The following is an 8,005-nucleotide window of genomic DNA, read 5'->3' as shown; positions in this document are numbered from 1 at the left end:
GGAGGACTCCTGGCCCGTGCTCGCGATGGCTGCCGCCGCGATCCTGATCGGCGGCGTCCCGACGCTGCTCGGCGGCCTGCGTTCGCTGCGATCCCTGCGCCTCGACATCGACCTGTTGATGGCGGTGGCGGTGATCGGCGCCTTCGCCATCGGCGAGTACCCCGAGGCGGCGGTGATCGTGCTGTTCGCGATCGCCGAGCGGATCGAGCAACGTTCGCTCGAACGAGCCGGCGACGCCGTGCGCGGCCTGATGACCATGTCGCCGGACACGGCGATGGTGGTGAACGCGGACGGCTCGTTGTCGGAGCGCCCCCTCCTCGAGGTCGGCGCGGGTTCGACGATCCTGGTCCGTCCCGGCGCCCGCATTCCGCTCGATGGCGTGGTCACGAGCGGGGCCTCGGCCGTGGATCAGGCGCCGATCACCGGCGAGAGCCGGCACGTCGACAAGGAGGTCGGGGACAAGGTGTTCGCCGACACGCTGAACGGGAGGGCATGCGCGGGGCGAATTCCTGGCACCAAGTTGGCACTGCTTTGCCGAACAAAGGACAGGTCTTGCGAGAGGATGGCGCTGTAGGCAGAGTCTCGAGTGGGCTTCCAGCGTCGGGATAGCTGGCCGCTACGCGTCCAACCCGGGAGTCTGGATGCCGATCCGACACCGGCCGGCTGACCGCAGCCCCATCCGCTTCTCGAAGCGCTTCTGGTCGGCCGCGAGCGTGTCATCGACCGGAAGCTTCGAGATGAGCTTGTAGACCTGGCTCTCCATCGAGCCCTTCCCCGGGGCGAGGCCGTAGTAGACCCAACGGCCCTCCTTCTCACCGACCACAAGCCCCGAGGCCTCAAGGACCTTGAGCTGCCGCGAGACGTTGTATTGCCGCTCCTCGAGGCAGTCGACGAACTCGCAGACGCACATCTCAGCCTCGTTCGCCGCGAGGAGGCGGAGCATCCGGAGACGGGTCGGGTCGGAAAGAGCCTTGAAGAGCTGCGTGAGGTCCTCGTGCGTCTGGGTCGCCTGCACCATCATGCCTCCTGGGCGGTAACTTGCACGGTTGCGCATCTGTGCATACGATGACCGAAAGCAGGCCGTCCCGCAAGGGGGGCCGCTTTCCGAGCCGAAGGCGATGAGACCACCAAGCACGCACGAGCAAGTTCGGCGGCCGGCTTTCCGGCTTGGGCGCACGTGCTTGCTCCTCGCCCTGCCCCCGCTCTTCGGTGCCTGCGCGAGCTACGAGCCAGTTCCGCTCGAGCCTGCGAAGGAGCTTGAGGCACTTTCCCACCTCACGGCCGCAAGCGCAGCCACAGCCGAGTCGCCTCAACGTCCTGAGACTGAGGATGCCCTCGACCTCTCGGACGGGGCGAGCGACGCGGAGCTTGTCGCCATCGCCCTCCGGCTCAACCAGGAACTCCGGGCGAAGCGGCTCGATGTGGGCGAGGCGCAAGCATTCCTCGTCTCGGCGGGCATCTGGCCGAACCCGGAAGTCGGGTTGTCGTGGCGAGCGGCGCTCGGCGACGCATCCGGCTACCAGCTTGACGCAGACCTTCTCTTCGAGCTCATGCTCCCGGCGGAGCGCCGGGCCAAGAAGGACGCCGCGCTCGCGCGCATCGACGAGGCCAGGGCCGGAGTCGTGGCGGCCGAGTGGCAGCTCGTTGCGCGCGTCCGCGCGCAGCGACTTTCCGTCCTCGCTGCCGAGAGCTTCTCTCGCCTCATCGCGCGGGAGCTAGCGCTCCGCGAGGAGGCTGTCTCGCTTGTCCGCCGACGCCGCGAGCTCGGCGAGGGCACGGAGCTCGACATCGCCGCCGCGGAGCTCGAGCTCGGGCGCATCCAGCGCGACTCACGGCTTGCGCAGGCGTCGCTCGAGAGCGCCAAGCGCGAGCTCAACGCGCTCCTTGGTCTTCCACCCACCTACAAGCTTGACCTCACCGGGAGCGCAGCACCACTCTCGACGACCATCCGCGAGGACCTGCCGGACGACGAACTCGACCGGCGCCTGCTCGCAGGGCGCTTCGAGCTGCGCGCGCTAGAGGCCGCCTACCAGGCTTCCGAGCACAGCCTCAGGGCAGCAGTCGCCCGGCAATACCCGCACCTGAAGCTCGGCCCGGCGCTGAGCCACGAGGGTCCCGAGGGGAACTACCTGGGAATTGGCCTCGCGCTCCCGATTCCCCTCTTTGACCGCAACCAGGGTGAGATAGCCGAGCGGCACGCGCTCCGTGACAAGAGGCGGGCTGAGTATGTGACGCTCCTCCACGCGCTCCGGTCGCAGGCCTTCGAGAAGAATTACGAGCTCCGCCGAGCCCGGCAGGAACTCGAAGCCCAGGAGCGGGTGCTTCTCCCCCTCCTCAACCGCGCGAGGGGTCTCTTCGAGCGCGCCTTCCAGTCGCGCGACATCAGCGTGCTCGAGTGGGCGGCCGCGCGTGAGCGAGCCCTTGAAGCGGAGAAGGGGCATCTCGAGGCCGTGGTGCGCTACCAGAGCGCGGCTGTCGAGCTCGAGGCGGCGATTGGCCTGCCAGGCGCCCGCAGGGGCAAGGAACCGTGAACGAACAAGCGGAGACACCACCATGAAGACCCGTCTCAGGGCCATCGCCCGGCATCTTCCGACCATCCTTGTCCTTGGCGCTCTACTCGCCATCGGGGTTCTTGGGCACCGGAGCGGGTGGACAATCCCGCCGCTCAAGGCGCTCCTCGGGCATGGAGCCGAGGGCGAGGCGGCGAAGGAGGACTGGTGCGCTGCGCACAACATCCCTGACTCGAAGTGCATCGCGTGCCACCCAGAGCTCGTCGGCGCCGACCCAAGCGACTGGTGCAAAGAGCACGGCGTGCCTGAGTCCCAGTGCACCGTGTGCCACCCCGAAATCCTCACCAAGGGAGTCGCCTCCGATTGGTGCAAGGAGCACGGGGTGCCCGAGTCCCAGTGCACGCTCTGCCATCCGGAACTCGCGGTGAAGAGGCCAGAGCCACAAGACCCATCGGGCATCACGGTCTCCCGAGGTGACGGAGAGGCCACGGCTCCAGGAGTGGCGAAGAACCCCGCCACGTGCCAGACCCATGCGGTCCGCATCCAGTTCGCTTCGAAGGACTCCGTGAGGAAGGCCGGCGTCGCCCTCGAGGCGGTCGGTGAGCGGCCGATGGCCGCCTTCGTCAGGGCCAACGCCGCCATCGACTACGACCAGACGCGCCTTGCGCACCTCACCGCACGCGCCCCAGGCGCAGTCTGGCGGGTCACCGCCCAGCTCGGCGAGAGCGTGAAGAAGGGTCAGCCACTCGCCCTCATCAACTCGGCCGCCGTCGGGCAGGCGAAGACTGAGTTCCTGAATGCCATGGCTTCGCTCGACGTCCGCACCCGGGCGTTCGAGCGCGTGAAGGCGTCATCCTCCGAGGGCTTCCGCACGAACGCGGAGCTGCTCGCGGCCGAGGCGGAGCTCCGTGAGGCCCGGCTCCGGCTCCTTGGTGCCGAGCAAGCCCTCGCGAATCTCGACCTCGCAGTGAACGGCGAAGCGCTGAGAAAAGCGCCGGAGGACGACGTCCTCCGGCAGCTCCGCTTTCTCGGCATCGCACCGGAGGTGGCCAAGGACCTCGAAGCCGCAGCGGCCCCCGCGAACCTCCTCCCGGTTCTGGCCCCTATCGATGGCGTCATCGTCCATCTCGACGCGGTGCAGGGGGAGATGACCGCCGAGGGGAAGCCTCTCTTCATCGTCGCTGATGTGAGCCGCATGTGGGCGCTCCTCGACGTGAAGCTCGAGGATCTGCCGCTCGTGAAGATCGGCCAGGTCGTGACCTTCCGCCCGGACGTGAGCACCGCGGAGGCGCTCGAGGGTGCCATCACCTGGACCAGCACGGAAGCCGACGACAAGACGCGCACCGTGAAGGTCCGCGCCGAGTTCCCGAACCCCGAGGGGCTCCTCCGCGCACGCACGTTCGGCACCGCGCGCGTCACGGTCCGATCCGAGCCCAAGGCCATCGCCGTTCCGAGCTCCGCGATTCACTGGGAGGGATGCTGCCACGTGGTGTTCGTCCAGCTCACGGACGACATCTTCCAGACGCGGAAAGTGAGGCTCGGCGCACGAAACGGCCCGTTCACCGAGGTCGTGGTCGGCGTGGTGCCAGGCGAGGTCGTGGCCACAACGGGGAGCCACGTTCTCAAGTCGGCTCTCCTCAAGAGCCAGCTCGGCGCAGGCTGCGTGGACGACTAGCGGGGGCGCAGAGGCATGCTCAACTGGCTCATCAACGCGTCGCTCCGCCACCGGCTTCTCGTCATCGCGGGCGCGCTCGCGTTTGTCGCCATTGGGCTCCTCTCGCTTGCCCGGCTCGACATCGACGCGTTTCCGGACACTACGCCTGTCCAGGTCCAGATCAACACCATCGCCCCGGCCCTCTCCCCCGAGGAGGTGGAGCAACAGATTACCTTCCCGGTGGAGCAGGCCATCAGCGGGCTTCCTGACCTCGAGCAGGTGCGCTCCATCTCCAAGTTCGGTCTCTCGCAGGTGGTGGTCGTCTTCGCCGACGGCACGGATATCTACTTCGCGCGGCAGCTCGTGATGGAGCGCCTGAGCACCGTTGAGCTTCCCGACTCCTTGCCGCGGCCCGAGATGGGGCCCGTATCGACCGGGCTCGGCGAAGTGTTTCACTACGTCATGACCGGGAAGCAAGAGGACCTCACGCGGCTGAGGACTCTCCACGACTGGGTCGTCCGGCCAGCTCTCCGCACGGTCCCCGGGACCGCTGAGGTGAACAGTTGGGGAGGCTACGAGAAGCGCTACGAGATGCGCATCGACCCCGCCCGCCTCCAGAAGCACAGCCTGACGTTCAGCGAAGTCGTCGAAGCCGTAGCGAGGAACAACCTGAACGTGGGAGGTGGCAGCATCGCGTCCAACGGCGCGATGCTCCTCGTCCATGGAATCGGGCGGACGCGCAGCGCGGAGGAGATTGCGAACATAGTCATCTCGTCTGAGGCCGGCGTTCCGGTCCGGGTGTGCGATGTGGCGGAGGTCGCGATTGGGCATGAGGTCCGAAGAGGAGCAGTGACGGCGCAGGGCCGCGGCGAAGCGGTCCTCGGCCTCGGTTTCATGCTCATGGGTGAGAACAGCCACACCGTCACCCATGCGCTCAAGGAGAAGCTCGAAGACATAAGGCACACGCTCCCCCGGGGTGTCGGCGTCGAAACGGTCTACGACCGGACGGAGCTCGTCGACCATGTCATCGCCACGGTCAGGACCAACCTCTTTGAGGGCGGGCTCCTCGTCATCGCGGTGCTCTTCATCTTCCTCGGGAACCTCCGCGCCGGCCTCATCGTGGCGGCAGCAATCCCGCTCTCGATGCTCTTCGCCTTCTCGGGAATGCTGCGCTTCGGGATAGCCGGGAGCCTACTCAGCCTCGGCGCCCTCGATTTCGGGCTGGTGGTCGACAGCTCGGTGATCATGGTCGAGAACGTCGTGCGCCGAATCGCACATCGGAAGCCAGGGGAGGGGAGGACCCACACGGAGCTCGTCCGTGATGCCGCCCTCGAGGTGCGGAAGCCCACGATGTTCGGCGAGCTCATCATCATGATTGTCTATCTCCCCATCCTCACGCTCGAGGGGGTGGAGGGAAAGCTCTTCCGGCCGATGGCGCTCACCGTCATCTTCGCGCTCCTCGGCTCGCTCGTCCTCTCGCTCACGCTCATGCCCGTTCTCGCGAGCCTCCTCCTTCCCAAGAAGTTGGAAGAGCGGGAGCCGTGGGTTGTGCGCCTCGCGCGACGCGCCTACGAACCTGTGCTCCGGCTCGCGCTCGGCCACCGGTTCCTCGTCACGGCCTTCGCGGCGACGGTGCTGGCCGCCACCGGGATGATGATGCGCGGCCTCGGCTCAGAGTTCGTGCCGAGGCTCTCTGAGGGCGCCATCGTGCTGAACGTGGTGCGCCTCGCCGGAACCGACCTCTCGGAGTCCATCCGCTACAACACGGAGATGGAGCGGGCGCTCCTCGCGGCGTTTCCCGACGAGATACGCCACGTCTGGAGCCGCATCGGGACGGCTGAGGTCGCGACCGACCCGATGGGCGTGGAGCTTACCGACGTCTTCGTCTCCCTCACCGCCCGGGAGCACTGGCGGAAGGCCAGCTCCCAAGCGGAACTCGTCGAGCTCATGCAGAGGGAGGTGCGCGACCTCCCGGGCCAGAACGTGGCCTTCACGCAGCCCATCGAGATGCGGCTCAACGAGATGATTTCGGGGGTGCGCTCCGACGTCGCCGTGAAGCTGTTCGGTGACGAGTTCGATGTCCTGGTCGCGAAGGCGCGCGAGATAGAGCAGGCGCTGCGCTCGGTCCCCGGGTGTGTGGACCCCAACACCGAGCAGATCACCGGGCAGCCCGTGCTCCAGGTGAAAGTCGACCAGGAGCAGATCGCCCGCTACGGGCTTCCCGCGAAGGACGTCCTCGACATCGTCGAGTCCGTCGGCGGGAAGCCGCTTGGCGAGGTGCTCGAGGGCCAGCTCAGGTTCCCGCTCGTCGCGAGCCTGCCTGCGCGCGTGGCCGCCTCCCCGGAGGCGATTGGCTCGATCGAGCTCATGACGCCGCGCGGCGAGAGGATTCCCCTTTCGCGGCTTGCCTCGCTCACGACCGGCGAGGGCCCCGCGACCATCACCCGCGAGTGGGGCCAGAGGCGCATCACGGTCCAATGCAACGTGCGCGGCAGGGACGTGGGCAGCTTCGTCGCCGAGGCGCAGCGGAAGGTGCGCGAAGTGTCGCTTCCGCCCGGACGCTACAGGGTCGAGTGGGGAGGGCAGTTCGAGAACCTCGCGCGCGCCCGGACGCGGCTCCTCATCGTCGTGCCCGCGGCGCTCGCCCTCATTCTCGCACTCCTCTACGTCTCCTTCGGCTCCGTGAGGCTAGCGCTCCTTGTGTTCACTGGCGTCCCGCTTGCGGTGACTGGCGGCGTCGTGGCGCTTTGGGCCAGGGACATGCCGTTCTCGATTTCGGCTGGCGTCGGATTCATTGCCCTCTCGGGAGTCGCCGTTCTCAACGGCCTGGTCATGGTCACGTTCATCCGGCAGCTTCGCGTCCAGGGCCTTCCCCTGGATGACGCGCTACTCGAGGGCAGCCTCACCCGCCTCCGGCCGGTTCTCATGACCGCACTCGTCGCGGCGCTCGGCTTCGTGCCCATGGCGATGGCGACCGGGATGGGCGCTGAGGTCCAGAAGCCACTCGCCACCGTGGTCATAGGCGGCATCGTGAGTAGCTGCCTGCTGACGCTGGTTGTTCTTCCCGTGCTCTACCGGTGGTTCGAGCCGCCGCTGGGCACTTCGACTACCCATGAGGAGGTCTCGTGAGACTGCGAGCTGTTGCGTTCCTTTGCCTCGTTGCCCTGAGCCCGTGCGGCTGCGGTGATGACAAGCCCGCTTCCGGCCCGGCCGCCCCGGCCGCAGCGCCGGGGAAGCGTGAGCCGCTTGTCCCCAAGCCCGTGATTCACGACTGGTGCAAGGAGCACTCCGTGCCCGAGTCCATCTGCACGCGGTGCAACGAGAGTCTGATTCCTGGCTTCAAGCAGAAGGGAGACTGGTGCGCGAAGCATGGCCTCCCGGACTCGCAGTGCTTCGAGTGCCACCCTGAGCTCAAGGCGAAGTTCGAAGCCATGGCACCGAAGGACAAGTGACTTCAAGTGGCGCATCCTCGGCGCGCTCGGGAACGCGGCCACCGCGCTCGCGGCTGGACTGTACGCCTGGCGGCCGCGCCCGCGCGCCCGATCACCCATGGCACGCAGCGAAGAGCCAACGGCGGTAACTGATCGTCCGGAACCGGACGGATGCGGACCACGGCCGACCGAAGCAAGCGATCGGAAGGAGGGGTCTGTCCTCGCGCTCGTCGGTGCGGGAGCCATCGCCCTCGCGGCCGAGGTGATCGCCTGGACGACTGTTGAGGAGGACTCCTGGCCCGTGCTCGCGATGGCTGCCGCCGCGATCCTGATCGGCGGCGTCCCGACGCTGCTCGGCGGCCTGCGTTCGCTGCGATCCCTGCGCCTCGACATCGACCTGTTGATGGCGG

General features: G+C 67.6%; 7 protein-coding genes. 6 read left to right on the top strand and 1 reads right to left on the bottom strand.

Annotated features, from left to right (window positions below):
- Nucleotides 1-16: 16 nt before the first annotated feature.
- On the top strand, nucleotides 17-574 hold the full coding sequence (locus IT371_30120; GenBank protein ID MCC6751949.1) for a hypothetical protein: 558 nt from the start codon (nucleotides 17-19) through the stop codon (nucleotides 572-574).
- A 42-nt stretch (nucleotides 575-616) separates the two neighbouring features.
- Here IT371_30120 and IT371_30115 read toward each other — a convergent pair whose 3' ends face one another.
- A complete protein-coding gene (locus tag IT371_30115) occupies nucleotides 617-1,018 on the bottom strand; it encodes a winged helix-turn-helix transcriptional regulator (protein ID MCC6751948.1) in 402 nt (133 codons plus the stop codon).
- 163 nt (nucleotides 1,019-1,181) lie between these two features.
- Here IT371_30115 and IT371_30110 point away from each other — a divergent pair, with 163 nt between their 5' ends.
- From IT371_30110 to IT371_30090, 5 genes are all read left to right on the top strand, one after another.
- Nucleotides 1,182-2,531, top strand: a complete 1,350-nt coding sequence (locus IT371_30110; protein ID MCC6751947.1) for a TolC family protein — start codon at nucleotides 1,182-1,184, stop codon at nucleotides 2,529-2,531.
- A 22-nt stretch (nucleotides 2,532-2,553) separates the two neighbouring features.
- Nucleotides 2,554-4,185 (top strand): efflux RND transporter periplasmic adaptor subunit, encoded by a 1,632-nt coding sequence (locus IT371_30105; GenBank protein ID MCC6751946.1) that lies wholly within the window; start codon nucleotides 2,554-2,556, stop codon nucleotides 4,183-4,185.
- Between the two features lie 15 nt (nucleotides 4,186-4,200).
- Complete coding sequence (locus IT371_30100) at nucleotides 4,201-7,293, top strand: efflux RND transporter permease subunit (GenBank protein ID MCC6751945.1); 3,093 nt, start codon at nucleotides 4,201-4,203, stop codon at nucleotides 7,291-7,293.
- 161 nt (nucleotides 7,294-7,454) lie between these two features.
- Nucleotides 7,455-7,616: a hypothetical protein gene (locus IT371_30095; GenBank protein ID MCC6751944.1), complete on the top strand. Its 162-nt coding sequence runs from the start codon at nucleotides 7,455-7,457 to the stop codon at nucleotides 7,614-7,616.
- 97 nt (nucleotides 7,617-7,713) lie between these two features.
- Nucleotides 7,714-8,005: hypothetical protein (locus IT371_30090; protein ID MCC6751943.1), on the top strand; the 292-nt coding region annotated here is incomplete at its 3' end.

Source organism: Deltaproteobacteria bacterium (assembly GCA_020848905.1).
Taxonomy (GTDB): Bacteria; Myxococcota_A; Polyangia.
The sequence above is the reverse complement of the archived record's forward strand: the minus strand, read 5'-3'. Positions and strand labels throughout refer to the sequence as shown.

What these genes read in the sequence shown, in the direction of transcription:
- IT371_30115 (MCC6751948.1), bottom strand. Translation starts at nt 1,018, where the DNA reads ATGGTGCAGGCGACCCAGACGCACGAGGACCTCACGCAGCTCTTCAAG.
- IT371_30105 (MCC6751946.1), top strand. Translation starts at nt 2,554, where the DNA reads ATGAAGACCCGTCTCAGGGCCATCGCCCGGCATCTTCCGACCATCCTT.
- IT371_30100 (MCC6751945.1), top strand. Translation starts at nt 4,201, where the DNA reads ATGCTCAACTGGCTCATCAACGCGTCGCTCCGCCACCGGCTTCTCGTC.